Origin of the sequence: Mesorhizobium yinganensis, from assembly GCF_040081985.1 — a bacterium.
Taxonomy (GTDB): Bacteria; Pseudomonadota; Alphaproteobacteria; order Rhizobiales; family Rhizobiaceae; genus Kumtagia; species Kumtagia yinganensis.
In genome coordinates, this window is the sequence record NZ_JBEBMH010000016.1 from 93,797 (window position 1) to 115,635 (window position 21,839).

Genomic DNA, 21,839 nt, shown 5'->3' on the forward strand with positions numbered 1-21,839 from the left:
CAATTACTCACTCTTCGTGATTAATGTCAAGGCGGATTCGTTGCTGCATCGCAGCACGGAAGGCACGTCGGGGAGCGATATCGGGGGCCAAGGAGGGCTTGCCGCGGCAAGCGAGCGGCGCCGTCCGTCATGCTCATCGCTGCGTTTGACTTGCGCTTTTCACACAAGTCGTTGATTTTCTTATATCTTCTGAACTTGCCACGCTGGCACAATGCCATTCGGGAGAATGGTCGCCGCGATTTTACCCTAACAATTCAATAACTTACCTTGATCGGGAAGATCGGGCAAAGCCGTGCCGGCGAGGCAAAATCGCGGCCGGCACTGGGTTTCGGCAGGTCCGCGACGGATTTTTGCCGGCCATTTCCATATAACATTTTGATTTATAACAATCTTCTGGACTTGCTCCGAGCTTGCGGAGGCTCATCGCGAAGCGGTTGCTTCGTCACCCGTCGCAGCGCCGATCTCCTTCAAGATCCAATCGCGAAAGGCCCGGATTTTCGGCGTGTTACGGCGCTGCGTCTGATAGACCAGCCAGTAGACGTGGCCGTCGTCGCCGACCAGGTCGAAGGGCTGGATCAGGCTGCCATCCGCCAGTTCGGTGGCGAAAAGCGGCCGCGTCAGGATGCCGACGCCGACCCCGGCCACCGCGGCCCGGCCCTCATAGGCCTGCGATCCCAGTTGACTGCGCGGCCGCGCCGCCAGGTTTTCGCGCGCGTCAATGCCGGCCGCGCCGAACCAGATCTCCCACCACGGGTCGCCCGCGTCCATGATCGGCAGCTTCAGCAGGTCGGCGGGTTGGTGCACGCCGCCGATGCTCTCCGCCAGTTTCGGGCTCAGCATCGGGGTGAAAGCGGCGCGCATCAGCATATGAGATGTCAAGCCGGGCCACTCGCCCTTGGCGCCGGTGCGGATGCCGATGTCGAAATTCTCCTGCGCCATGTCGACCATGCGGGTCGACGTCTCCAGCCGCACCGCAATCGACGGGTGGGCGATCTGGAACGAGCCGAGATGCAGCGCCAGCCAGTTCGCGGCGAAAGTCGGGATCGTGCTGATCGACAAGGTCGCCTGCCCGCCGGTACGCGCCGCCTCGAAACCCTCGGTCAGCAATCGGAACGCCTGCGTCGCGGCGGTCGAGAGCGCCTGGCCCGTCTCGGTAAGCGCCACCTGCCGCGCCTGGCGGGTGAACAGCGGCGAACCGACCCGCTCCTCCAACAGCTTGACCTGGTAACTGACCGCCGCCTGGGTCATCGCAAGCTCTTCGGCGGCGCGGGTGAAGCTCAGATGGCGGGCGGCCGCCTCGAAGGCACGGACGGCCGCAAGCGGCGGAAGTCTAGTCGACATGCATAAGTCCTCCTTATGCATACTAGATGACGTTCAATTGGCGGACAAGCCTCGCCGGCCTCATATTCAGGGCATGGAAACCAATCAGCCGATGAGAGATTCCACCATGAAACGCTCACTTCTGAACACCGCGATCCGTAACATCCAAAGTACGGCGAGAATGCTGATCGCTCTGCAATCGCGGGCTGAAGGCCTCGGAACCGCCTATCTCGACCCACGCGAGTTTTCCGACCACATGCAGCGCGACCTTGGCTTGCTGGACGGCCAGCGGCTGCGCCTTGAGCGGCAGCGGCGTACCGACCGGCAGGCCTCTGACGAAGGCGGCGCCCTGACCGGGCTGTTCGTAACGCCGCACGCCTCATAAGCCGGATTTGGGAATAGCTTACGCCGCGAGCAGCGCCGCGGCCGTCCGTTCGTCGGTGATCAGACCGTTTACCAGACGGCGGGTGACGGCCGCCAGAATGCCCGGCAGCTTCAATTCGCCCATCGCCAGCGCCACCACCAGCGAGCGCTCGCGCGACGGCAGCGGCGCCGAGGCGACGCGATCGTTTGTGATGCCCTCGATCAGCTTGCCGTCGCGGTCGAATACCCAGCCGACGATTTCCGCTACGCCACCCGCCTTCTGCAGCGCCTTCAGTTCGGCGTCGGTGATAAAACCGTCGACATAAAGCGGTGCCTTCGGTCCAAGGTCGCCAATGCCGACGAACGTCACGTCGGCCCGCGCCGCCAGCGCCAGCGTCGGCTGGATCATCGGCTGGCTGTGCAGCATCTCACGCTCCTCGCGCGATGAGGCAATGACCGGCAGCGGCATCGGGAATGACCGCGCCTTGATCCGGTCTGCCATGGTGAAGATGACGTTGTAGAACGCCGCCGAGCCGTCCGGCGAAATGTTGCCGGTCAGCGACACGACCTTGTGCTGCTGGCATTCCATGGCCGGCAGTTGCTCGATCGCCGCCTTCAGCGTGCGGCCCGTGCCGATCGCCATGACGATCGGTTCCGTCGACTTCAACCGCCGCTCGATCTCCGCCGCTCCGGCTTCCGCGACGCCCAGCGTCGTCGACGGCGAGTCGGGGCTGCTCGGCACCACCTCCACCAGATCCAGCGCGAAACGCGACCGGAGCTTTGCGGCCAGATCGAGGCATGCCGCGATCGGATGATCGACCCTGACGCGGATCAGCCCCTCCGACATCGCCAGCGACACCAGCCGCTGCGCCGACTGCCTGGAAACCCCGAGCGTCACCGCGATCTGGTCCTGGGTATTGCCGGCGACATAATACAGCCATCCCGCGCGCGCCGCGTCGTCGAGCCGTCCGCTGCCGGTGTCCTGGCGGGAAGCCATTGCACTCTTCTCCTCGCGCCCGACGTTTTGCGGGAGCAGGCGGACTTTTGCAATTTTTTTGGAAAAGCGCAATTGGTGATGCTGTGGACATTTGCCCACCGCGGGTGGATGTCTCGCTCCTCCGCCATCAAGGACCGTTTATCTCGCGGCTCAAACATCCTAAGACAAGGAACAAGCATGGGGATGAAATGATACCGAAGGCAGTCTACTGGGACATGGACGGCACGCTGATCGACAGCGAGCCGCTGCATGAGGAGGCGCTGGTGGTGGCGCTGCGTGGGCTCGGCATCGCGCCGCCGCCCGACTTGCACGAGCGCGTGCTGGGGGTCGCCGCCTATCCGGTCTACGAGATGCTGCGCGACGAGTTCGGTCTGGACCTGCCCTTCGACGAGTGGATCGTCCACAAATACGCGCACTATCTGCGCGAGGCGCCACGGCTGAAGCCGCGCCCGGGTGCTTTGGAAATTTTTCGCGACTTGAAGGCACGCGGCGTCGAACAAGGCGTCGTGTCGAATTCCGACCGCCTCATCGTCGACGCCAATTTGCGGGCGCTCGACATCCATGAGGCTGGTATGCGCACCGTCTCACGCAACGACGTACGCAACGGCAAGCCCGACCCGGAACCCTATCTGCGCGCCGCGTGGCTGACCGGCATCGACCCGGCCGACAGCGTCGTCATGGAAGACAGCCGGCCCGGCGCGACCGCCGGGCTTGCTGCCGGCATGCGCACCGTCTTCTGGCCGGAAGCGCCGCAATCCGGGCCGGCGGGCGCGCTCAACGCCGACAGCGCGCAGGCGGTGCGTGCCTATTTGGGACTCAAGTAGAGTTTGCCGCTTGGTGGCCCGCGCCGCCCAATGGCAAGCGCATTAGTTCCGATACGCCGGCTCCTGCTCGTCGAGGATCGCCTTCAGTTCCGAAAGATGCCGGTCGGCCTGGCCGGGATAGTCGTCCATTTCGTCCGCCACCTTTTCGGCCACGGCGTCGGACAGGGTGCGCAGCGGCCGGCCGGTCCACAGCGCCTTGATGTAGGTCTCGGCCGCGCGCTCGAAATAGAACATGCGGTTGAACGCCTCGGCGACCGTGTTGCCGATAACCAAAATGCCGTGGTTGCCCATGATCATGATCTGCGTCTTCGGATCGGCCAGCAGTTGCGAACAGCGCTCGCCCTCCTCCTCGAAGGCCAGCCCGCCATAATGCGCGTCCACCACCTGGCGCTTGAAAAACATTGCCGAATTCTGGTCGATCGGCGGCAGCAGCGAATCCGCCAGCGACGCCAGCACCGTGGCGTGGATCGAATGCACATGCATGACGCAGCGCGCATGCGGCACGTTGCGATGCACCGAGCCGTGCAAGCCCCAAGCCGTTGGGTCCGGCGCGCCCGGACGGTTCATCGTCTCCGGATCGTTGGCGTCGATCAAAAGCAGGTCGCTCGCCTTGACCCGCGAAAAATGCATCTGGTTCGGGTTCATCAGGAACTGCGTGCCGTCGTCATTGACGGCCAACGAAAAATGATTGGCCACCGCCTCGTGCATGTTGAGCCGCGCCGTCCAGCGGAAGGCGCAGGCAAGGTCGACGCGCTCTTCGTGGAAGGGGAGGTTGGTCAGGGGTTCCCGCTGGAGTCGCGCTACGCTCATGGCAAATCCGTTCCTTGTTCAGGCCAAGAGTGAACCGGGACGAGCGACGCTGCAATCGCAAAGGCGGCGTGGTCAGGCAGATTTGCGCTCCTGCCCCATCCTCAGCCCGCCCTGCTCGACGATGAACTCGACCACCTCGCCCAATCCCTTGCCGCGCGACAGGTCGGTGAAGCCGAAGGGCCGGCGGCCGCGCATTTTTCCGGCGTCGCGCTCCATCACGTCGAGGTTGACGTTGACGTAAGGCGCGAGGTCGCTCTTGTTGATGACCAGAAAATCCGAGCGTGTGATGCCGGGGCCGCCCTTGCGCGGGATTTCCTCGCCCTGGCAGACCGAGATGACGTAGAGCGTCAGATCGGCGAGGTCGGGCGAGAAGGTGGCGGCCAGATTGTCGCCGCCGGACTCGATGAAGATCACGTCGAGGTCAGGGAATTTTTTGTTCATCTCGGCGACGGCTGCGAGGTTGATCGAAGCGTCCTCGCGGATCGCGGTGTGCGGACAACCGCCGGTCTCGACGCCCATGATGCGCTCTTCCGGCAGCGCCTGAAGCCGCGCCAGGATCATGGCGTCTTCCTTGGTGTAGATGTCGTTGGTGACGACCGCGATGGAAAATTCGTCGCGCATCGCCTTGCAGAGCTTTTCGGTCAGCGTCGTCTTGCCCGAGCCGACCGGCCCGCCGATGCCGACACGAAGGGGTCCGTTTTGAGATTTCATAAGCGCAAACCTGTGACCGAGAGAGTCTCGACCTCTCTCAAAGAGGCCCTTACTCCAAGTTGAAAGACGTTATCGCCTATCCAAAAATTCCAACCCGGCTCTGTGCCATCATCATCCCCGGACCATGCAGTGAGGACTGATCCGTCCGAGAACGAAAGCTGCAACGTCTCTCGGCTTCCTCGCAGAGAAACGGCAATGGTTGTCTTGCCAACAACTCGCCCGATCTCCTTTGCGATCCGACGCGAATTGTCGGACCAACGCAAAACGTAACCGCTCCTACCGCGTATTTCCCAACAGGCGGACATCAAGAAGAAATCGCATCTGGCACGACGATAGTAACCTCCGCCGCGCTTGGAGCGGCGCCGATGCGGAGTGGTTTCGCCTAATCCGATGTTGACCGTCGCCCCGATAGAATGCCCAACGACCGTAACGGTTCGCGGAAAGTTGCGCGAGAACGCACTGACGAGACCCAAGCGCTCTCCGGTTGCCTTCATGACCGGAACAGCCTCGAATATTGCGTCTCGTGCCGCATGGCGGCGATGTCCGAGATAACAGCGCAGGCGCCGAGATCGTCGAGCGAGGAATTCTCCGCGCAGGCGGCGACGTCCAAGACCGTCGACTCCAGCCCGGCAATCAGCGCCACCGCGCCCTGTTGGCCGGTGACGCCGAGCCTGATGCCGGCCTGCACAAGATTGGTGGCGAAGGCTTGCAGGAAGGCGCCGAGCGCGTCGCCGAGCGGAACGCCATGCGCACCGGCCATCGCGCCAACGGCGACGCAATAGGCGCAATCGTCCGGCAGCGTCGACAGGCTCGCGGCGGGCCAGGCCTCGGCGGCCTTGAGGAAGGCCGCGCCCTGCAGCGTCGATTCCATATGGCGCTCGCGCGAACCCGCGAGCGCGGCCGCCAGATCGGTAACCTCGCGGAGGTTGCCGCTCGCGCGCGCGCTCCGCCAGGCCTCCGCGAAAAGCACCGCGTCGTTCCAGCCAGAACCGCGCCGCAGCAGCGTCTCCAGCCAGTCGCTGAGATCGTCGGCGTCGGCGACCAGCCCGTCCTCGACGGCGCGCTCCAGGCCGTGGCTGTAACTGAAAGAACCGACCGGGAAGGCCGGCGACAGCCAAAAGAGCAGTTTGAGGAGCGCCTTGCCGCCGGCGGCTTCAGGCATGGTTGTGTCCGTAGTGCGGGTCGCCGGGGCGGCGTCCGAAACGATCGAGTTCGCCGTGCTTATGACCGCCGTGGCCATGGTGATGATCATGTGCGTGATGATCGTGGTGGCCATGATCGTGGTCGTGGTCATGGTGGTGATCATGATCGTCGTGGTCATGGCGATGGTGTTCATGATCATGACCGTGATCGTGGCCGCTGGAATAGGCGCCGCGCACCGGCTCGAAGGGGGCCAGCACCTCGTTCACGGTCGCCCCCAGCCCTTCGAGCATTTTTTTGATGACATAGTCGCGCAGGATGAAAATGCGGTCGGGGCGGATCGCCGCGGCCAGATGCCGGTTGCCGATGTGCCAGGCGAGTTCGGCCAAATGCACGGTGTCGCGCGGCACGATCTCGTAAATCTCCTCGTCGGCCGCGGCGATCTCGACATGGCGTCCGTCGTCGAGCACCAGCCTGTCGCCAGCGGCAAGCTGCGCCGGCTCGGCGAGGTCGACGAAGACGCGATCGCCGCCGGTCAGGGCCAGCACCTTTCGGCGCAGATGCCTTTCGTCATGCGGCAGCGTGATCGTGCCCGCGAGCGTCGCCTGGCCGGACGTCATGCCGGCGCGTTCCACCGATCCGGCGCGCGGGAATTTGGTGAAGTCGGTGGTGATATTGAGCTTCATGGTCCGCTCCTCAGAGGGTTTCGACCTTGTCGGGATGGATGATTTCGACCTTGCGCGCCGCCAGATGCGGGGTGCTCGCCTCGCGCCAAGCGACCAGATGCGGCTCTTGCGAATGCGCGGTCAAGTCCTCGCGGGTTTTCCAGCGTTCGACGAAAACCAGCGTGTCCGGATCGGTCGCGCTGACGAACAGATCGTAGGAGATGCAGCCCTTCTCCTTGCGCGTGCCTTCGATGCAGGCCAAGGCCGGCCCGCGTAGAGCCTCCATCGACCCAGGCTTGATGGTCAGCGTCGCCAGCACATAGATCGGTTCGGTCAATTTGCAATTCCCTTGTTAGCTGCTGCCAAGCCTTGCGGTCACGCGATCGTGTCGAACAGCCGCCATATCCAGGAGGCCTGATAGAGGAGGGCAAAAGCCACGAAGGCGCGGTGGAAGGTCTTGTTGGCGGTCACGATAGCAGTCAGGCAGAGAATGACAAAGAGCGGCGTGCGGATCAGATATTCGTTGCCGAACTGGGCGAAATGCTGTTCGCCCTTCAGCAGCGTGTCGATCACGTCGAGCAGGTAGGTGACGGCGAGCAGGCCGAAAAACCAGGCGCGCTTCGACAGGAAATAATCCTCGTAGCCCTTGTAGTCGTGCATGCTGTCGGGGAACAGCAGCGCACACAGCAGGAACAGGATCACCGCGTAGCCGATGATGAACAGGTAGATGCCGAAGGTCCAGAGCGGGATCTGGTAGAGGCCGAACTGCCACCACCAGAAATGCACCAGCATCAGAAGCAGCGACGCGACCCAGGCCAGATGCACGGCATAAAGCTTGTACTGACCGGGATGCTGGATGATGCGCGCCACCCCGGACAGAAGCCGCGTCACGCCCAGCCCGACCACCATGCCCATGACGATGCGGATGTGGGTGAATTCCTGCGCCGCGATGGCGGCTTGGTCGGCGGCCATCAGTCGCCGCGCAATTCATCGGGCGACCAAGGCCGTCCCGGCATGAAGCGGAAATTCAACGCTTCGACAACGGAAAACGGGACTTCTTCGGGGAAGGTCGAGGTTGGCAAACCGGTTTCGATGGCGACCCTCTCGCGAGCCGAATTGTACTCGTCCTGCAGTGCTTGACCCGGAAACTCTGCCAAGCTCGGGCTCATCTCCAAAGTCCCTTCGATGAAGGTTCTTTGCTCGCTAACACCGGACTGCCAGCTGTGACAGCGAAGATCTGGCTGAAACTCCCATTTCAAAAGAAGCTTCAGCAGAGTTTCGAGCCGATCTCTGATGTCTCGTCTCTCGCGACGCCCGACGCTCTCGATTTCCTCAGCGAGATTTTCCCAATCGATGGCTTCAAAGGATCGCCTTCGAAGCTTTGCGCCCTGCTCTTGTGTCCAGACATAAAAGTCGCGCTCGTAGAGCCTGTCTTCCAACTTTTGTTGTTCGGCCGCCACTACCGATTTTCCGGAAAGAAAGAGCTGTCGAGCACCTGCTGGATGGTGAACGGACATACCTCCGGGAAGAGAGCGCGCGGCAAACCCGTCTCGCCAGACGCTTTCAGCCTAGCTGAGATGTATTCGTCGGCGAGGACGCTGGCCGGATGGGCCTTTAAGCTCGGGCTTTTCGTCAGCCGACCCAACAAGCGGGAACGCTGCTCGACAATCGAGCCTTCCCAGCTACCCGTGCGCCCCTCTGGCTGGTACTTCCACTTGAGGAGATGAACCAACAGGACGTTGAGCCTGCTTTCGATTTCGTCTTCCTGGCTCCGCCCCAAACTCTCGATCTCCTCTGCGAGATTCTCGCGGTCGAGCACATCGAGACGGCCAGCCCGCAACAGCGCGCCTTGTTCGACGCACCATCGAGCGTAGTCCGCCTCATAGGGCGTCAGTTGCGATTTCCACAGATGTCTATTCATGCCCGCAATCATGCACCCGTTGCAAGTTGATGCCAAGTCTACCGTAGCTTGATGCTTAGCATCGGTGCCGTCGCGTTGAACATCGCAGGCTATGCAAGTTGACAAACCGCATGCGGTTTGGCTGACGGAATTCCGCTCGTCAGAACAGAAAATACCGCTGCGCCATCGGCAGCACGGTGGCAGGCTCGCAGGTCAGCAACTCGCCGTCGGCGCGCACCTCGTAGGTCTCCGGATCGACCTCGACAAAGGGCGTGGCGTCGTTGAGCCGCATCGAATGTTTTCCGATGCCGCCGCGCGTATTCTCAACGGCGACCATGGCCTTGTCGACGCCGAGCTTTTTGCGCAGGCCGGCATCCAGCGCCGCCTGCGAGACAAAGGTCACCGAGGAATTGGTCATCGCCTTGCCATAGCTGCCGAACATCGGCCGGTAATGCACCGGCTGCGGCGTCGGGATGGAGGCGTTCGGGTCGCCCATGGGTGCGGCGGCGATCATGCCGCCGATGAGCACCATGTCGGGTTTCACGCCGAAAAAGGCCGGGTTCCACAGCACCAGGTCGGCGCGCTTGCCCACCTCGATCGAACCGATCTCCTTCGACAGGCCATGGGCGATGGCCGGGTTGATCGTGTATTTGGCGATGTAGCGGCGGACGCGGAAATTGTCGTTGTCGCCGGTCTCCTCCTTCAACCGCCCGCGCTGGCGCTTCATCTTGTCGGCGGTCTGCCAGGTGCGGATCAGCACCTCGCCGATGCGGCCCATGGCCTGGCTGTCGGAGGAGATGATCGAGAAGGCGCCGATGTCATGCAGGATATCCTCGGCGGCGATGGTCTCCTTGCGGATGCGGCTCTCGGCGAAGGCGATGTCCTCCGGGATCGACGGCGACAAATGGTGGCACACCATCAGCATGTCGAGATGCTCGGCAATCGTGTTCTTCGTGTAGGGCCTCGTCGGATTGGTCGAGGACGGGATGACGTGCGGCAGGCCGCAGACCTTGATGATGTCCGGCGCATGCCCGCCGCCCGCGCCCTCCGTGTGGAAGGCGTGAATGGTGCGGCCCTTTATGGCATTCACCGTGTCCTCGACGAAGCCGCTTTCGTTCAGCGTATCGGTGTGGATCATCACCTGCACATCATAATCGTCGGCCACCGACAGGCAGCAGTCGATCGCCGCCGGCGTCGTGCCCCAGTCCTCATGCAGCTTCAGCGCGCAGGCGCCGCCAAGGATCATCTCTTCCAGCGCGGCGGGCAGCGAAGCGTTGCCCTTGGCCGAGAGCCCGATATTCATCGGAAAAGCGTCGAAGGACTGGATCATGCGCGCCAGGTGCCAGGGGCCGGGCGTGCAGGTGGTGGCCAGCGTGCCATGTGCCGGGCCGGTGCCACCGCCGAGCATAGTGGTCAGTCCGGCCATCAGCGCTTCCTCGATCTGCTGCGGGCAGATGAAGTGGATATGCGCGTCGAAGCCGCCGGCAGTCAGGATTTTTCCCTCGCCGGCAATCGCCTCGGTCCCAGGCCCGACGATGATGGTGACGCCAGGCTGCGTGTCCGGATTGCCCGCCTTGCCGATCGAATGGATGCGCCCGTCCTTCAGGCCGACATCGGCCTTGTAGATGCCGGTGTGGTCGACGATCAGCGCGTTGGTGATGACCGTGTCGACCGCGCCGCCCGCCCGCGTCACCTGGCTCTGGCCCATGCCGTCGCGGATCACCTTGCCGCCGCCGAATTTTATCTCCTCGCCATAGGTGGTGAAGTCCTCTTCGATCTCGATGAACAGTTCGGTGTCGGCCAGCCGCACACGATCGCCCACCGTCGGGCCGAACATCTGGGCATAGGCGGAGCGGGATATGCGTGCGGGCATGGCGGTTCCTTGTCAGTGACTCTTGCCGTCGTATTTGGTCGGCGTGACCGCGTCGGGGTCGACGCCGTCGAGGCAGCGGATGTTCAGCGCGACCATTTTCGTGCCGTCCGGGCGGCTCGCCCGCGAGAACGACTGGATGCCGCAGACCTTGCAGAAGAAGTGATGGATGACATGCTTGTTGAACAGATATTCGGTCAGGCTGTCCTCGCCGGAGTTGAGCGTGAACTCGCTTTCCGGCGTGAAGGCCAGAATGCTGCCCAGCCTTCCGCAGCGCGAGCAGTTGCAGGCAACCGTGCTCGACAAATCGGCATTGGCGGCGAACCGCACCGCGCCGCACTGGCATCCGCCTTCATAGGCCTGCATCGTTTTCTCCCTGGTTTCTGTTGTTCGGGCCGGAATACTGTCCTTCGCCCCCTTGGAAATGGGCGAATTTGCCGATCGGGAGCCGCCGGGCCGCGCAATCGGGAATACCTGTGGAGAGCGGCCGGCCAGGCGCCCGCGCTTCCGCGGCGCCCCTCATTCCCGACACGAAATAACCACGGAACGACCCCATCGGCGGCGGCTTCTGACCCCATTCGGCGTGTGGGGTGGCGGTGTTGCCCCAACATGATCGCCCGACAACCGATGGAAGGAAAAATCCATGCGCATGATCACGATTCTGGCAGCGGCCGCCACGCTCGGCTTTGCCGTGGCCGCCAACGCGCAAGCGCCCGCCCAGGCTCCGGCGACGGCGCCCGAAGCCCCGGCCACAGGGCCGACGACAATCCAGAGCGTCAACATCGTCGACATGACCGAACTGCCCGAAGCCACGCAGAAGCAGGTCAACGACGTGGTGGCAAAGGCCGGCGACGCAGACCTCCAGCAACTGCGGACCACGATCGACGCCAATCCAAAGATCAAGTCGGCGCTGGAGGCCAAGGGCCTCACCTCGGCGCAAGTCATCGCAGCCAGCATGAGTTCCGAAGGCGCGCTGACCCTGGTCACCAAGAAGGCCGGCTGACGGCTTGCACGGGCCGGCCATCCTCACGTTCCGCCCGCCGGCGCCGCGTTCGACCGAGAGCCTGGCTCCGGCAGGCAGCCGCCGACAAACAGCACAATGCCGGGAACCTCCGCGCGGGATCGGCCGTTGCTTCCCTTTGTCCCTCACATGGAACGAGCAATGACGACCACCATGGCGCCGGATAGCAAATGGCTGAATACCCTGGCGGCGGCCGCCCTTGTGTCGGCGGCGCTGCCAGCCATGGCGGCGTTCGCGCAAGGAACGAAAAGCCAGGAAGCGGTCGACGCCATCATCGGCTCGGAAGTCCGCCAGGAAGAGACCAGCGCCGAGGCGGTTCCGGACAAGGTGCTTTCGGCCATCGACAAGACTGCCGAAAGCACCAAGGCTGTGCGGACCGCCTCCAAGCTCGACCAGGTCGATATCGTCTTCCTGACGGATTCGGCCAAGACCGAGGGCGGCCCGCCGCCGGCCATCGAGGCCAAGGTGGAGGAGCATAGAAAAGAAATCGAGCAGCTTCGCGACGAGATCGAAGGCAATGCGATGCTCTATCACGCGCTCGATTCGCGGCAGGTGCTGGTCGAGGACGTGCTGGCCGTGTCGTTCGACAAGGCGAATGTCGTCATCTACGCGGCCGCCAAGCCGCCCGGCTGACCGATGTCCGGCGGGCACGCTCCTCACAGCTTGCCCATCACCTTCTGCTGAAAACCAAAAACCTCGCGCTTGCCGCCGAGCGCCACCAGCGTCACGTCGCGTTCCTGGCCCGGCTCGAAGCGCACCGCCGTGCCGGCGGCGATGTCGAGGCGCATGCCGCGCGCCTTGTCGCGATCGAAGCGCAGTGCCCCGTTGGTTTCGAAGAAGTGGTAGTGGCTGCCGACCTGGATCGGACGGTCGCCGGTGTTGGCGACCTTGAGCGTCACCGTCGCGGCGCCCTTGTTCAGTTCGATGTCGCCAAGGGCGGTGATCACTTCGCCGGGTATCATCTCGTCTCCTTCGGTCGCTCAGGCGGCCTTGACGACAGGCTGGCAGCCCTCGGCCTTCAGCACGCGCTTGGTCGAGGCCGGATATTTTTCCAGCATCGCCGCCGGGCGGATCGGCCGGGCCGAAAAATTGCCTCCGCAGTTCGGACATTCGCCGCTGAGCACATTTTCAGCGCAATCCGCGCAAAACGTGCATTCGAAGGTGCAGATGCGCGCGTCCGCCGACTCCGGCGGCAGATCGCGGTCGCAGCACTCGCAGTTGGGGCGTAGCTCTAACATTTATTCCTCCGAAGCCTGATCGTTCCTCACCCAAAGGCTGCGGTTGCCCAAAACGATCTTGTTTTCTTCCGCATCCAACATACGCATGATCGACAACTCGCCATCAATGCGCTCGATGTCAGAGACGATTGCGAAGCCTGCTTCGACAGCCCGTTGCCTGGCACCAACGAGGCTGCATTGACCAACCGGGCGAATTCCTTTGCCGGGAAGCGACCATCGTCCGTTCCCTTTTTCACAAATCGAACCGTGATCAGACCCTCGGGAATCTCGCACTCCCATTCCGTCCATTCGGCGCTGCAAACGCCGGGGTCGTTGAATTTCGTCATGCCCAAGATCGGCTCGAGGCCGAACACCTTTGCGTAGATATGACCCGCTCCTTCCGGATCATCGACGTGGATGTTCACGGAGACATCCAGCTTTTTGGATATTTCTGCACCCATTACTTTGTCGGCTCGTCAGCCGTTCCCCGCTTCGTCCTTATCAGGAAAGTCGCCTCGATCTGCACATCGTGGATCATCTCGGCGCCGACTCCGGCGGGAGGTCGCAGCACTCACAGTTGGGGCGTAGTTCCAGCATCATTTCGCCTCCGCCGCGATGTCCGCCCGCCATTTGGCCAGTTCGTTCGCGGAACCCGTCGCCGCAACGAACGCCTGAAATTCCTGGCTCCACATCTCCCGCGGATATCCGGCGGAAGGATGCGCCGACTCGAAAAACGGCACGCCGGCAATGACCAGATATTCGTAGCTGTTGCCCGTGGGCGATTTGTACGTCGCGCTCTCGTGGTCGAACAGTCTCCGCAGCGCATCGAAAAGCGGCGAGCCCCAGACGAAGACATGCGTCGGATCAAGTTCCGACAGTCTTTTCAGAAGGTTGTCGCTGCCGCTGTCGTAAAGTCTTGCATGGATTCTCTCGCGCGGTCCGCTCGCCGCGAAACCCGGAATGAAATTGAAGAAGGCGACGCGCTCCCAGACAAGCCGCTTGGAACGATGGTCCAGGCTCATTCCCGAAACGGCCTGCGCGGCTTTGGTGAAGCTGGCATGAGCCTGATCGATGGCCCATTTCTGAACGATGTCCCGCGTCACATCGGGATGTTGCCGGCCACCAAGCTCGTTGTCGTCGTAGTGCGAATCGCCCAGGAACAGCAGCCGCAATGCACCTCGGGCATAACCGGCGCCGACCCACGGCTCGAAATGCATAGGCGCTTCAAAGGCCTCCGAAGCATCCCTTATCGGCTCATGAACCGTGACCAGCTTGGTGCCGTCGGGAAATGTCGCCTCGACCTGCACGTCATGGATCATCTCGGCTATGCCCTCCATGACCTGATCGCGGCTGACGACATGCGCGCCGGCTTCCATCAGGTCGGCGACGGAGCGGCCATCGCGCGCCCCCTCGACGACATAGTCGGTGATCAGCGCGATCGCCTCGGGATGGTTGAGCTTCACGCCACGCTCCAGCCGCTTGCGCGCGACGATTGCCGCCATCGCCACCAGCAGCTTGTCCTTTTCCCGAGGCGTCAGGTTCATGCCTGCGAATTTCCCTTAAAGTGACCAGCATTTAGGCAGGCCTGCCCGTCCGTTGAGCAGGCCGAGAAGCGGCACCAGCCGCTTTCTCAAGCCATATCCGTTCCCGTCGTAGAGCCTCGCAAGAAGCTTGCCAGTCCCCGCGACGCTCCAGGCGCTGGCGCCGCCCTCGTCGCCGACGGCTTCGCGCACGCGGTCGAGCCAGGACTCGGCGTCCTCCCCGACGACAAGCACGGTCGCCATAGCCGCCGAACCGCCAAGCGCGGCACGCCGGGAGAGTGCTGCGCCGACGTCCGGGCCGACCGCGAAATCCTCGGCATGCACAAGGCGGCCGGCGCGGGTCACGCGCCAGCGGTCGCGAAACATTCCGCGCTCGACGGTCTCGCCCATGGCGCTCCTGCCGAACACCGTCGCCTCGGCGATAAGCGCCGTCGCTCCTTCGGCGAGATCGATGTCGAGGCGGCGCGAAAAGGCCGCGCAGTCGAACATGATGGTTTCCTGCGGCAGCCAGGCGATGCGGCCGCCCTCGGCCACCGAAAGCCGGATTGCGACCTCCGCATGTCCCGAGGATGCGCGATAAACCTTCTCCGAAGCCTGCGTCGTCATCACCATCGACGCGCCAGGACCCACATCGGCCTGCCAGGCGACACGGTCGCCGCCCGTCAGCCCGCCGGCGGTGTTGATGAGGACCGCCTCCAGCGGATCGGCGTCGGAACGCGGCATGCGGATTTTTGCCGCGCCGTCCTGCACAAGGCGTCGCAGGCGCGTACGGCCATCCGCTGACCGGACTGCAATGGCGCCATGCGCCGCCACCCGCTGCGGAAGGAGCCGCTCGGCCTCGGTGGCGATTGATGGGAGAGGGATGTTCATAGCCGCGACCTTAAGCGGGCGGGCGGCAAAGTCGAGAGCACCGGATAAACAGACTGGGTTGTTGCCTTGCAGGCATCCGGTTCCTATAGAGGAATGGATTTCGTGCCATCGAACCGGCGAATTTCATCGCGGACGGGCTTTTCAGGGGCACTCAGGCACGCCAGCGTCCGGTACAAGGACGCAAGGGATGGGAAGGCTTTATGGATCAACTTGCTCAGGACATCATCGGCAAGATCAAGGCGCATGCCGATCCCGAGATCGGGGACATCACGCTCGACACCGATCTCGGCGACCTCGGCATTCATTCGCTGGAACTCACCGAGATCATCTTCGATCTGGAGGAGGCCTACGACATCGAGGTGGAGATGAACACGTCGGAGGCCTGGAGCAAGCTTTCCAATGTCGGCGACATCGTCGAGGCGGTCCGCCTCCTGATCGCCAAAAAAGGCTGAAATGTCGCGCCAGCGCATCGTCATCACCGGCATAGGCGGGCTGTGCGCTCTCGGCACCAGCGTGCCGGCAATCTGGGAATCGATGCGCGAAGGGCGCTCGGCCATCGGCCCGATCACGACGATCCCGCTCGACAATCTCAAGGGCGACATCGGCGCCGAGATCAAGGAACTGCCGGCGCATGGCATCGACCGCAAGCAGGTCGCGACGATGGACCGTTTCAGCCTGCTCGCCGTGATCGCCGCCGGCGAAGCGATCCGCTCCGCCGGTTTGGAGATCGATGAGGCACGGGAACATCGCACCGGCGCGGTGATCGGCACGGGTATCTACGGCGCGGCGACCGCCGACGAGGCCTACTATCAGGTGTTCGCGGAAAAGCGTAACCGTGTCGGCATCTTCACGGTGCCGAAGATCATGCCCGGCGCGCCCGCGGGCCAGGTCAGCATGGCCTATCGGCTGCGGGGACCGGTGTTCGGCGTCACCTCAGCCTGCGCCTCGTCCAATCACGCCTTCTCCACGGCCGCCGACCAACTGCGGCTCGGCCGCGCCGATGTCATGCTGGCGGGCGGCACGGACGCCTCGCTGGTCTTCGGCGTGCTCAAAAGCTGGGAATCGCTGCGGGCGCTGGCGCGCGACACCTGCCGCCCCTTCTCGGCCGACCGCGACGGGCTGGTCATCGGCGAGGGCGCTGGCGTGGCAGTGCTGGAAACCTACGAACATGCGAGGGCACGCGGCGCACCGATCCTCGCGGAACTTGCCGGCGCCGGCATGTCCGGCGACGCCAGCGACATCGTCGCGCCGACCGTCGAAGGACCGGCTTCGGCCATGCGGCTCTGCCTCGCCGACGCGGGGCTCTCGCCGGAAGACATCGACTACGTCAACGCGCATGGCACGGGCACGAAAGCCAACGACCAGATCGAGACGCAGGCCATCCGCCGGGTGTTCGGCGCACATGCCGACAGGCTCTCGGTCTCGTCGACGAAATCCATGCACGCGCATTGCATGGGTGCGTCCGGCGCGCTGGAAATGATCGCCTGCCTTCTGGCGATCCGCGAAGGCGTCATCCCGCCCACCGCCAATTACACCACGCCCGATCCCGACTGCGACCTCGACGTGACGCCGAACACGGCCCGCGAGCGAAAGGTGCGCGCCGCGATCAGCAACGGTTTCGCCTTCGGCGGCACCAATGCGGTCGTGGCCTTCAAGGCCGTCTGATCCCAATCCGCCTGGATTCAAAATAGCTGCCGTCCGCTTCTCGACAGAGCCCGCCCCGGTCCCTACCTAGCGTGCGACCATGCCCGGCGCCGGCTCGCGCGCGACGTTCCTCTCAGGAGAACTTCATGACCTATTTTCCCGAGTTCCCAATCGCGGCGCGCTGGCCCGCGCAGCACCCCGAGCGGCTCCAGCTCTACTCCTTCCCGACACCCAACGGCGTGAAGGTATCGATCGCGCTGGAGGAGATCGGCCTGCCCTACGAGCCGCATCTGATCAACATCATGAAGAATGAGACCTGGACGCCGGATTTCCTCTCGCTCAACCCCAATGGCAAGATCCCGGCCATCCTCGATCCGAACGGACCAGGCGGCAAGCCGCTGGCGCTGTTCGAATCGGGCGCGATCCTGCTCTATCTCGCCGAAAAGACCGGCCTGCTGCTGCCATCCGACCCGGCGCGGCGCTACGAGACGATCGAGTGGGTGTTCTTCCAGATGGGCGGCATCGGCCCGATGTTCGGCCAGCTCGGCTTCTTCTACAAATTCGCCGGCAAGGACATCGCCGACAAGCGGCCGCTCGAGCGTTACCGCGACGAATCCAAGCGCCTGCTCGGCGTGCTGGAGACGCGGCTCGAAGGCCGGCAATGGATCATGGACGACGACTACACCATCGCCGATATCTCCATGCTCGGCTGGGTGCGCACGCTGAAGGTGTTCTACGAGGCCGGCGAACTGCTCGACATGGACAGTTTTGCCAACGTCAACCGCTGGCTGGACGCCGGACTGGCGCGGCCGGCCACCCAGAAGGGCCTGAACATTCCCGCGAGGCCCTGAAACGATCGACGTGCTCCAGCGGTCAATCGCACAGGCTGTGCAAGGACTCGGTCCTGCACAGCCCTCAAGCCGTCCGCGCAATCCTTCGGCGGCTGCGCGATCATGCAGGAACGTAGGTCAATCTCATCACATCGGCATCAACCCGGTCGGTTGCCACCAGGCGGAGCGGCGGTCGGGGACCCGCAAAGAACGGCTGGCCGCGGCCAAGCACGACGGGGTGGAGGTAGAGTCGATATTCATCGACAAGACCCAGATCGGTCAGGCTTTGCGCCAGCTCCGGTCCGGAAACGGTAATGTCGCCAACGAGCCGAGCCTTCAGCTCCCGTATCACCGCCTCGAGGTCCCCCTCGACCAGGGTGGCGTTGGGGCCGACCGACTTCAACGAGCGCGATACGACCCACTTCGGCAGATTCCGCCACGCCGCCGCGAACTCTTGCAGGTCAGGTGTCCACTCAGGATGGTCTTCGTCCCAATAACGCATCACCTCGTACATGCGCCGGCCATAAACGCTGCCGGCGAGATCGCGCACATGCTCTATCCAGTGGCGAAAGAGCGCGGGACTTGGCGCGAATTTGTCGTAGTCGACGTAGCCGTCCAGGGACAGGTTCATTCCAAAGACGAGCTTCGCCATTCTCCGAATCTCCGCCCCAACCTCGTACGAACAGATCCAGCCGAGTTTGTGCGGAAACGAGGCGGAATACAATCTGAGTGCGGCCGCCTGCTGCCGATCGACAACCAGGGGTGCGCTGCAACCTCAAGACCGAGCCAGAAAGGTAGGCTGGCTGGGACGAGCCTAACGGCTTCCCGCGCAGCGTATTTGCACAGGCGACAGCGAAGCGCTTAACCCGCGCAATTCACAACGCGAACATGGCCTTCGGCCGGCTAGTGTTTGCCGACGACCGATCCCGCCAGGGAAGCCACTTCCCCGGCAGCCGATTTGACCTTGCGCAGCACGCGCTTGGCGATCGACGGTTTTGAAGCGCCGCCCGCGGGCTTGGCGCTCGCGGACTTGGCGGCCGACGATTTTCCGGACTCCGCCGCGGGCGATTTCGCTGGCTTGGCGGATGAGGATTTTTCCGCTTTCGAGGATTTCGCGGTCGCGGCTGTCGATTTCGCGGCGGCCTTCTTCGGAGACGTCTTCTTCTCCTTCGCTGCCTTCATTTCCGGCGATTTGGTCTCCGCCTTTTTGCCGCCCGCGGCATCCTTCGAACGGGCCGCTATCGCAGCGCCGGCGCCGGTCTTGCTCTCCAGCGTCTTTCCGGCGGCCGCCTTGGAGGCCTTCGATGCCTTAGCCGGCTTGGCAGGTTTCGTTGAGGTTGCCATGACAATTCCCTCCGATGAGACTGCGGCTAAATGCCCGTGAGGGCATTCGGTTCCCCGGAGGGCCGGAAACGCACTGATTTCAACGGAAAACGGGTTGAAATGCGGTCGGATTACGGTGGATCAGCTTATCTCATTCCAAGGCCGGATGACCAGATCGGCGGCGCGCCGGCGCGACAGCACGCGGTCGATGTTCGGCATGTCGTTGCTGTCGATCCAGGCGCGCGCCTCGGCCTTGGTCTTGCCGTGTTCGTCCCACCGTTTCTGGAGCCGGCGGTCGAGTTCGTCGCGCTCGACATCGACATAGATCGAGAAGTCGAAAAGTCCGCCGAGCCTATTCCACGGCTCCTCGTCGAGCAGCAGGTAGTTCCCCTCCACCAGCACGAACTTCACATCCTGCCCGACGATCGCAGCACCCGCGCGCGACAATTCGACGGTCCTGTCGAAGACCGGGATGGCAATCTCGGATGCATTGTCGCGAATGCGTTTCAGCAGCGCCTCGAAGCCGTGAAAATCGAAGGTTTCCGGCGCGCCCTTGCGCGGCCGCAGACCGCGCGCATTGAGCACGATGTCGTCGAAATGAAACCCGTCCATCGGCACCACGACGGCGCTGCCCTCCGGAAACAGTTCGCCGAGCCGAGCCGCAAGCGTCGACTTGCCGCTGCCGGGCGGCCCCGCGACCGCCACGACGAAGCGTTTCCGGTGGCCGGCCCGCTTGAAGATGGTCGCGGCGAGCTTGGCGATTTCCGACATGCCTTCCTCCCTGGCGGCGAATTCTCCGCAAGTCCTCGCACCAAGTATGGCACAGGAAAACGGACGTGGAAGAGGTCCCGGCCGCCTTGGCGAGTCTAAGCGATTTGCATGGCTCGCATTCGCTGATACCAAGGCGAGGCATCGAACTTTCCGGACGTATACATGATCGCGCGGCTGCGCAGGGCCCTGAGAGCCCAGCTTATCCCTTTGATTACAGGCTTCGCCGTGCTCGCCGCGATCGTCGCGGCACGGTCGCTGCTGATCGAGTCGCAGCGGCAGGACAATGTCGCCGTGCGTCAGGCCTTCGAGTTCGAGCGGCGCATCGTCGGGCTGCTGGGGCTGGCGCAGGACGCCGAGACCGGCCAGCGCGGCTACCTGCTCACCGGCGAAAAATCCTATCTCGCCCCCTACACCGGAGCGGTGCAGGCGCTCCCCCAGGAACTCGAAACCGTTCGCAAGGCCGCACAGGCCAATCCCGCCCGTGTGGCCCAGATCGATTCGCTGGCCACCGCCATCCGCGACAAGCTGGCGGAGATCGACCAGACAATCCGGCTCTACGATGCCCAGGACGCTGCCGCCGCCATGGATGTGGTGCGCAGCGACCGCGGCAAGGTGCTGATGGACGCCATCCGCAGGATCGTCACCGACATCCGCCGCGACGAGAACGCGGTGCTGCAGCAACGCCTCGCCAGCGCGGAGGACATGGACGACTGGATGCGGCTGATCTCCATCCTGGCGCTTGTGGCCGTCTTCGCCATGGCGGTCTTCGGCATCTGGTCGGCGCGGCGCCGGCTGGAGGATCTGGTCTCGGCGCATACGCAGCTCAGCGAAACCAACACCCGCCTGCACAAGGAGATCGCCACCCGCCAGCAGGCGGAGGCGCAGCTCCGGCAGATGCAGAAGATGGAGGCGATCGGGCAACTGACCGGCGGCATCGCGCACGACTTCAACAACATGCTCGCCGTCATCATGAGCGCGATGAACCTTATCCAGCGCAAGCTGAAGCGCGGCGAGAACGACATCGAGAAATTCGTCGAGGCGGCGACGGATGCGGCAAGCCGCGCCGCCAACCTCACCGCCCGGCTGCTCGCCTTCTCGCGCCAGCAGCCGCTGGCGCCGCAGATCATCGACGCCAACCGCATGGTGACGGGCATGTCCGATCTCTTGCGGCGCACGCTGGGCGAGCCGATCCGGATCGAGACGGTGCTGGCAGGCGGCCTGTGGCGGACCTTCGCCGACACCAGCCAGCTTGAGAACGCCATCCTCAACCTTGCCGTGAATGCCCGCGACGCCATGCCTGAGGGCGGGCGGCTGACCATCGAGACGGCCAACTGCCACCTGGACGAACGCTATTCCGAGCAGCATGCCGACGTGCCCGCCGGCCAGTATGTGCTCGTCGCCGTCACCGACACCGGCACCGGCATGCCGCCCGAGGTCGCGGAGCGCGCCTTCGATCCGTTCTTCACCACCAAGGAGGTCAGCAAGGGCACCGGGCTCGGCCTCAGCCAGGTTTTCGGCTTCGTCAAGCAGAGCGGCGGTCATGTGAAGATCTATTCAGAGCCGGGCGAAGGCACGACGATCAAGGTCTACCTGCCGCGCTATTTCGGCGAGGAGCGCGTCCAGGAGCAGGCGAAGGCGCCGGACATGGTCAAGGCGCCGACGGAACTGGTGCTGGTGGTGGAAGACGACGAGCGCGTGCGCACCGGCACCGTCGCCGCCCTGCGCGACCTCGGCTACACCGTCATCCATGCGGGCGGGGCCGACGAAGCGATGGCGCTGCTGGCCAAAAATCCCGGAACGGCGCTGCTGTTCACCGACGTGATCATGCCTGGCACCAACGGCCGCAAACTCGCGGAACTGGCCCGCCAGAACCGGCCGGACCTCAAGGTGCTGTTCACCACCGGCTTCACCAAGAACGCGGTGGTCCACAACGGCGTGCTCGACCATGGCGTCGACTTCATCGCCAAGCCGTTCACCATCGATCAGCTCGCGCTGAAAATCCGCGAGGTCCTCGACCGCTGA

Annotated in this window: 27 protein-coding genes and 1 pseudogene; 8 read left to right on the plus strand and 20 right to left on the minus strand. The window is 63.7% G+C overall.

All coding sequences use genetic code 11. The annotated features are described in order from the left end of the window. Positions 1 to 420 precede the first annotated feature (420 nt). Positions 421 to 1,341, minus strand: a complete 921-nt coding sequence (locus ABMA59_RS24465; protein ID WP_349008015.1) for a LysR substrate-binding domain-containing protein — start codon at positions 1,339 to 1,341, stop codon at positions 421 to 423. A 106-nt stretch (positions 1,342 to 1,447) separates the two neighbouring features. Here ABMA59_RS24465 and ABMA59_RS24470 point away from each other — a divergent pair, with 106 nt between their 5' ends. Further along, positions 1,448 to 1,705 (plus strand): hypothetical protein, encoded by a 258-nt coding sequence (locus ABMA59_RS24470; RefSeq protein ID WP_349008016.1) that lies wholly within the window; start codon positions 1,448 to 1,450, stop codon positions 1,703 to 1,705. Between the two features lie 18 nt (positions 1,706 to 1,723). Here ABMA59_RS24470 and ABMA59_RS24475 read toward each other — a convergent pair whose 3' ends face one another. Continuing rightward, positions 1,724 to 2,680: a sugar-binding transcriptional regulator gene (locus tag ABMA59_RS24475; RefSeq protein ID WP_349008017.1), complete on the minus strand. Its 957-nt coding sequence runs from the start codon at positions 2,678 to 2,680 to the stop codon at positions 1,724 to 1,726. 188 nt (positions 2,681 to 2,868) lie between these two features. On the opposite strand from ABMA59_RS24475, the gene ABMA59_RS24480 reads away from it, so the two are divergent. Continuing rightward, complete coding sequence (locus ABMA59_RS24480) at positions 2,869 to 3,504, plus strand: HAD family hydrolase (RefSeq protein WP_349008018.1); 636 nt, start codon at positions 2,869 to 2,871, stop codon at positions 3,502 to 3,504. A 42-nt stretch (positions 3,505 to 3,546) separates the two neighbouring features. On the opposite strand, the gene ABMA59_RS24485 is transcribed toward ABMA59_RS24480, so the two are convergent. The 10 genes from ABMA59_RS24485 to ABMA59_RS24530 form a co-directional block, all read right to left on the minus strand. Continuing rightward, positions 3,547 to 4,314, minus strand: a complete 768-nt coding sequence (locus ABMA59_RS24485; RefSeq protein ID WP_349008019.1) for a class II aldolase and adducin N-terminal domain-containing protein — start codon at positions 4,312 to 4,314, stop codon at positions 3,547 to 3,549. 72 nt (positions 4,315 to 4,386) lie between these two features. Further along, positions 4,387 to 5,025, minus strand: coding sequence for an urease accessory protein UreG (ureG, locus tag ABMA59_RS24490; protein ID WP_349008020.1), 639 nt, complete (start codon positions 5,023 to 5,025; stop codon positions 4,387 to 4,389). A 490-nt stretch (positions 5,026 to 5,515) separates the two neighbouring features. Next, on the minus strand, positions 5,516 to 6,187 hold the full coding sequence (locus tag ABMA59_RS24495; protein WP_349008065.1) for an urease accessory protein UreF: 672 nt from the start codon (positions 6,185 to 6,187) through the stop codon (positions 5,516 to 5,518). Further along, positions 6,180 to 6,851, minus strand: a complete 672-nt coding sequence (gene ureE / locus ABMA59_RS24500) for an urease accessory protein UreE (protein WP_349008021.1) — start codon at positions 6,849 to 6,851, stop codon at positions 6,180 to 6,182. Before ureE ends, ABMA59_RS24495 begins: the two co-directional genes overlap by 8 nt. A gap of 10 nt (positions 6,852 to 6,861) precedes the next feature. Beyond that, the gene (locus tag ABMA59_RS24505; RefSeq protein ID WP_349008022.1) at positions 6,862 to 7,167 is read right to left on the minus strand and encodes a putative quinol monooxygenase; all 306 of its coding nucleotides are present in this window, start codon (positions 7,165 to 7,167) and stop codon (positions 6,862 to 6,864) included. A gap of 38 nt (positions 7,168 to 7,205) precedes the next feature. Continuing rightward, positions 7,206 to 7,802 carry a hypothetical protein gene (locus ABMA59_RS24510; RefSeq protein WP_349008023.1) on the minus strand — a complete coding sequence of 199 codons (597 nt, stop codon included), beginning with the start codon at positions 7,800 to 7,802 and terminating at the stop codon, positions 7,206 to 7,208. Beyond that, positions 7,802 to 8,290, minus strand: coding sequence for a DUF29 domain-containing protein (locus tag ABMA59_RS24515; protein ID WP_349008024.1), 489 nt, complete (start codon positions 8,288 to 8,290; stop codon positions 7,802 to 7,804). The genes ABMA59_RS24510 and ABMA59_RS24515 overlap by 1 nt, the downstream gene beginning before the upstream one ends. Beyond that, the gene (locus tag ABMA59_RS24520) at positions 8,290 to 8,763 is read right to left on the minus strand and encodes a DUF29 domain-containing protein (RefSeq protein ID WP_349008025.1); all 474 of its coding nucleotides are present in this window, start codon (positions 8,761 to 8,763) and stop codon (positions 8,290 to 8,292) included. Before ABMA59_RS24520 ends, ABMA59_RS24515 begins: the two co-directional genes overlap by 1 nt. Positions 8,764 to 8,890: 127 nt before the next feature. Further along, a complete protein-coding gene (gene ureC, locus ABMA59_RS24525; protein ID WP_349008026.1) occupies positions 8,891 to 10,603 on the minus strand; it encodes an urease subunit alpha in 1,713 nt (570 codons plus the stop codon). 12 nt (positions 10,604 to 10,615) lie between these two features. Then, on the minus strand, positions 10,616 to 10,966 hold the full coding sequence (locus tag ABMA59_RS24530; protein WP_349008027.1) for a GFA family protein: 351 nt from the start codon (positions 10,964 to 10,966) through the stop codon (positions 10,616 to 10,618). A 277-nt stretch (positions 10,967 to 11,243) separates the two neighbouring features. Here ABMA59_RS24530 and ABMA59_RS24535 point away from each other — a divergent pair, with 277 nt between their 5' ends. Together ABMA59_RS24535 and ABMA59_RS24540 are read left to right on the plus strand one after the other, a co-directional pair. Then, entirely contained in the window at positions 11,244 to 11,603 is a 360-nt protein-coding gene (locus ABMA59_RS24535; protein ID WP_349008028.1) for a hypothetical protein, read from the plus strand. Positions 11,604 to 11,762: 159 nt separating this feature from the next. Continuing rightward, complete coding sequence (locus ABMA59_RS24540) at positions 11,763 to 12,254, plus strand: hypothetical protein (RefSeq protein WP_349008029.1); 492 nt, start codon at positions 11,763 to 11,765, stop codon at positions 12,252 to 12,254. A gap of 23 nt (positions 12,255 to 12,277) precedes the next feature. On the opposite strand, the gene ABMA59_RS24545 is transcribed toward ABMA59_RS24540, so the two are convergent. The 5 genes and pseudogenes from ABMA59_RS24545 to ABMA59_RS24565 form a co-directional block, all read right to left on the minus strand. After that, the gene (locus tag ABMA59_RS24545; RefSeq protein WP_349008030.1) at positions 12,278 to 12,583 is read right to left on the minus strand and encodes an urease subunit beta; all 306 of its coding nucleotides are present in this window, start codon (positions 12,581 to 12,583) and stop codon (positions 12,278 to 12,280) included. Positions 12,584 to 12,601: 18 nt separating this feature from the next. Continuing rightward, a complete protein-coding gene (locus ABMA59_RS24550) occupies positions 12,602 to 12,859 on the minus strand; it encodes a DUF1272 domain-containing protein (RefSeq protein WP_349008031.1) in 258 nt (85 codons plus the stop codon). A gap of 26 nt (positions 12,860 to 12,885) precedes the next feature. After that, positions 12,886 to 13,263, minus strand: coding sequence for a hypothetical protein (locus ABMA59_RS24555; protein WP_349008032.1), 378 nt, complete (start codon positions 13,261 to 13,263; stop codon positions 12,886 to 12,888). An 819-nt stretch (positions 13,264 to 14,082) separates the two neighbouring features. Continuing rightward, positions 14,083 to 14,382 (minus strand): annotated as a pseudogene (locus tag ABMA59_RS24560) (urease subunit gamma); the annotation flags it as partial. A 15-nt stretch (positions 14,383 to 14,397) separates the two neighbouring features. Beyond that, complete coding sequence (locus ABMA59_RS24565; RefSeq protein WP_349008033.1) at positions 14,398 to 15,249, minus strand: urease accessory protein UreD; 852 nt, start codon at positions 15,247 to 15,249, stop codon at positions 14,398 to 14,400. Between the two features lie 200 nt (positions 15,250 to 15,449). Between ABMA59_RS24565 and ABMA59_RS24570 the strand changes: the two genes are divergently transcribed. The 3 genes from ABMA59_RS24570 (at position 15,450) to ABMA59_RS24580 (ending at position 17,744) form a co-directional block, all read left to right on the plus strand. Next, the gene (locus ABMA59_RS24570; RefSeq protein ID WP_349008034.1) at positions 15,450 to 15,701 is read left to right on the plus strand and encodes an acyl carrier protein; all 252 of its coding nucleotides are present in this window, start codon (positions 15,450 to 15,452) and stop codon (positions 15,699 to 15,701) included. A gap of 1 nt (position 15,702) precedes the next feature. Further along, positions 15,703 to 16,914, plus strand: a complete 1,212-nt coding sequence (locus ABMA59_RS24575) for a beta-ketoacyl-[acyl-carrier-protein] synthase family protein (protein ID WP_349008035.1) — start codon at positions 15,703 to 15,705, stop codon at positions 16,912 to 16,914. 125 nt (positions 16,915 to 17,039) lie between these two features. Next, on the plus strand, positions 17,040 to 17,744 hold the full coding sequence (locus tag ABMA59_RS24580) for a glutathione S-transferase N-terminal domain-containing protein (protein WP_349008036.1): 705 nt from the start codon (positions 17,040 to 17,042) through the stop codon (positions 17,742 to 17,744). 100 nt (positions 17,745 to 17,844) lie between these two features. Here ABMA59_RS24580 and ABMA59_RS24585 read toward each other — a convergent pair whose 3' ends face one another. From ABMA59_RS24585 to ABMA59_RS24595, 3 genes are all read right to left on the minus strand, one after another. Then, the gene (locus tag ABMA59_RS24585) at positions 17,845 to 18,375 is read right to left on the minus strand and encodes a dihydrofolate reductase family protein (protein ID WP_349008037.1); all 531 of its coding nucleotides are present in this window, start codon (positions 18,373 to 18,375) and stop codon (positions 17,845 to 17,847) included. Between the two features lie 251 nt (positions 18,376 to 18,626). Continuing rightward, positions 18,627 to 19,067: a hypothetical protein gene (locus tag ABMA59_RS24590; RefSeq protein ID WP_349008038.1), complete on the minus strand. Its 441-nt coding sequence runs from the start codon at positions 19,065 to 19,067 to the stop codon at positions 18,627 to 18,629. Positions 19,068 to 19,187: 120 nt separating this feature from the next. Next, positions 19,188 to 19,817 (minus strand): nucleoside triphosphate hydrolase, encoded by a 630-nt coding sequence (locus ABMA59_RS24595; protein ID WP_349008039.1) that lies wholly within the window; start codon positions 19,815 to 19,817, stop codon positions 19,188 to 19,190. 162 nt (positions 19,818 to 19,979) lie between these two features. Between ABMA59_RS24595 and ABMA59_RS24600 the strand changes: the two genes are divergently transcribed. Further along, complete coding sequence (locus ABMA59_RS24600; RefSeq protein WP_349008040.1) at positions 19,980 to 21,839, plus strand: CHASE3 domain-containing protein; 1,860 nt, start codon at positions 19,980 to 19,982, stop codon at positions 21,837 to 21,839.

Excerpts from the sequence above, each read along its gene's own strand:
- ABMA59_RS24495 (WP_349008065.1), bottom strand. The coding sequence starts at position 6,187 with ATGCCTGAAGCCGCCGGCGGCAAGGCGCTCCTCAAACTGCTCTTTTGG.
- ABMA59_RS24485 (WP_349008019.1), bottom strand. The coding sequence starts at position 4,314 with ATGAGCGTAGCGCGACTCCAGCGGGAACCCCTGACCAACCTCCCCTTC.
- ABMA59_RS24480 (WP_349008018.1), top strand. The coding sequence starts at position 2,869 with ATGATACCGAAGGCAGTCTACTGGGACATGGACGGCACGCTGATCGAC.
- ABMA59_RS24585 (WP_349008037.1), bottom strand. The coding sequence starts at position 18,375 with ATGGCGAAGCTCGTCTTTGGAATGAACCTGTCCCTGGACGGCTACGTC.
- ABMA59_RS24565 (WP_349008033.1), bottom strand. The coding sequence starts at position 15,249 with ATGAACATCCCTCTCCCATCAATCGCCACCGAGGCCGAGCGGCTCCTT.
- ABMA59_RS24470 (WP_349008016.1), top strand. The coding sequence starts at position 1,448 with ATGAAACGCTCACTTCTGAACACCGCGATCCGTAACATCCAAAGTACG.
- ABMA59_RS24580 (WP_349008036.1), top strand. The coding sequence starts at position 17,040 with ATGACCTATTTTCCCGAGTTCCCAATCGCGGCGCGCTGGCCCGCGCAG.
- ureE (WP_349008021.1), bottom strand. The coding sequence starts at position 6,851 with ATGAAGCTCAATATCACCACCGACTTCACCAAATTCCCGCGCGCCGGA.
- ABMA59_RS24545 (WP_349008030.1), bottom strand. The coding sequence starts at position 12,583 with ATGATACCCGGCGAAGTGATCACCGCCCTTGGCGACATCGAACTGAAC.
- ABMA59_RS24475 (WP_349008017.1), bottom strand. The coding sequence starts at position 2,680 with ATGGCTTCCCGCCAGGACACCGGCAGCGGACGGCTCGACGACGCGGCG.
- ABMA59_RS24550 (WP_349008031.1), bottom strand. The coding sequence starts at position 12,859 with ATGTTAGAGCTACGCCCCAACTGCGAGTGCTGCGACCGCGATCTGCCG.
- ureG (WP_349008020.1), bottom strand. The coding sequence starts at position 5,025 with ATGAAATCTCAAAACGGACCCCTTCGTGTCGGCATCGGCGGGCCGGTC.
- ABMA59_RS24530 (WP_349008027.1), bottom strand. The coding sequence starts at position 10,966 with ATGCAGGCCTATGAAGGCGGATGCCAGTGCGGCGCGGTGCGGTTCGCC.
- ABMA59_RS24590 (WP_349008038.1), bottom strand. The coding sequence starts at position 19,067 with ATGGCAACCTCAACGAAACCTGCCAAGCCGGCTAAGGCATCGAAGGCC.
- ureC (WP_349008026.1), bottom strand. The coding sequence starts at position 10,603 with ATGCCCGCACGCATATCCCGCTCCGCCTATGCCCAGATGTTCGGCCCG.
- ABMA59_RS24575 (WP_349008035.1), top strand. The coding sequence starts at position 15,703 with ATGTCGCGCCAGCGCATCGTCATCACCGGCATAGGCGGGCTGTGCGCT.
- ABMA59_RS24465 (WP_349008015.1), bottom strand. The coding sequence starts at position 1,341 with ATGTCGACTAGACTTCCGCCGCTTGCGGCCGTCCGTGCCTTCGAGGCG.
- ABMA59_RS24510 (WP_349008023.1), bottom strand. The coding sequence starts at position 7,802 with ATGGCCGCCGACCAAGCCGCCATCGCGGCGCAGGAATTCACCCACATC.
- ABMA59_RS24600 (WP_349008040.1), top strand. The coding sequence starts at position 19,980 with ATGATCGCGCGGCTGCGCAGGGCCCTGAGAGCCCAGCTTATCCCTTTG.
- ABMA59_RS24595 (WP_349008039.1), bottom strand. The coding sequence starts at position 19,817 with ATGTCGGAAATCGCCAAGCTCGCCGCGACCATCTTCAAGCGGGCCGGC.
- ABMA59_RS24540 (WP_349008029.1), top strand. The coding sequence starts at position 11,763 with ATGACGACCACCATGGCGCCGGATAGCAAATGGCTGAATACCCTGGCG.
- ABMA59_RS24520 (WP_349008025.1), bottom strand. The coding sequence starts at position 8,763 with ATGATTGCGGGCATGAATAGACATCTGTGGAAATCGCAACTGACGCCC.
- ABMA59_RS24535 (WP_349008028.1), top strand. The coding sequence starts at position 11,244 with ATGCGCATGATCACGATTCTGGCAGCGGCCGCCACGCTCGGCTTTGCC.
- ABMA59_RS24570 (WP_349008034.1), top strand. The coding sequence starts at position 15,450 with ATGGATCAACTTGCTCAGGACATCATCGGCAAGATCAAGGCGCATGCC.